The sequence below is a fragment of the Telluria sp. ZB4P37 genome (genome assembly GCF_059685855.1).
Window position 1 is genome coordinate 3,028 of record NZ_JCASID010000031.1, and the last position, 1,421, is coordinate 4,448.

Here is a 1,421-nt window from a genome sequence, read left to right on the forward strand (position 1 = left end):
ATTCAAGGGGTCGAGACGAGGAACTCAGGTTCTGAAGCAATCGGAAGTGGTTCCAAGAAAAGCCTCTAAGCTTCAGTCATACGAGACCGTACCGCAAACCGACACAGGTGGGCGAGATGAGTATTCTAAGGCGCTTGAGAGAACTCGGGAGAAGGAACTCGGCAAATTGGTACCGTAACTTCGGGAAAAGGTACGCCCTTGTAGTTTGACCACTTTACTGTGGAAGGATGAACGGGTTGCAATAAACTGGTGGCTGCGACTGTTTAATAAAAACACAGCACTCTGCAAACACGAAAGTGGACGTATAGGGTGTGACGCCTGCCCGGTGCTGGAAGATTAAATGATGGGGTGCAAGCTCTTGATTGAAGTCCCAGTAAACGGCGGCCGTAACTATAACGGTCCTAAGGTAGCGAAATTCCTTGTCGGGTAAGTTCCGACCTGCACGAATGGCGTAACGATGGCCACACTGTCTCCTCCCGAGACTCAGCGAAGTTGAAATGTTTGTGATGATGCAATCTACCCGCGGCTAGACGGAAAGACCCCATGAACCTTTACTGTAGCTTTGCATTGGACTTTGAACCAATCTGTGTAGGATAGGTGGGAGGCTTTGAAGCGGGGACGCCAGTTCTCGTGGAGCCATCCTTGAAATACCACCCTGGTTTGTTTGAGGTTCTAACCTTGGTCCGTTATCCGGATCGGGGACAGTGCATGGTAGGCAGTTTGACTGGGGCGGTCTCCTCCTAAAGCGTAACGGAGGAGTTCGAAGGTACGCTAATTACGGTCGGACATCGTGATGATAGTGCAATGGCATAAGCGTGCTTAACTGCGAGACCGACAAGTCGAGCAGGTACGAAAGTAGGACATAGTGATCCGGTGGTTCTGTATGGAAGGGCCATCGCTCAACGGATAAAAGGTACTCTGGGGATAACAGGCTGATTCCTCCCAAGAGTTCATATCGACGGGGGAGTTTGGCACCTCGATGTCGGCTCATCACATCCTGGGGCTGTAGCCGGTCCCAAGGGTATGGCTGTTCGCCATTTAAAGTGGTACGTGAGCTGGGTTTAAAACGTCGTGAGACAGTTTGGTCCCTATCTGCCGTGGGCGTTGGAAATTTGAAGGGGGCTGCTCCTAGTACGAGAGGACCGGAGTGGACGAACCTCTGGTGTACCGGTTGTCACGCCAGTGGCATTGCCGGGTAGCTAAGTTCGGAAGAGATAACCGCTGAAAGCATCTAAGCGGGAAACTTGCCTTGAGATGAGATTTCCCGGAGCCTTGAGCTCCTTGAAGGGTCGTTCGAGACCAGGACGTTGATAGGCTGGGTGTGGAAGTGCAGTAATGCATTAAGCTAACCAGTACTAATTGCCCGTACGGCTTGTCCCTATAACCTTGGTAGGTATAGACAAGTCAGGAATACAGCTGCA

The 1,421-nt window shown here is 51.4% G+C and carries 1 rRNA gene (running past one end of the window); it reads left to right on the plus strand.

Annotated features, from left to right (window positions below):
* A 23S ribosomal RNA gene (locus AC56K1_RS22870) occupies positions 1–1,380 on the plus strand (it extends 1,259 nt beyond the left edge of the window).
* The last annotated feature ends 41 nt before the right edge of the window (positions 1,381–1,421 follow it).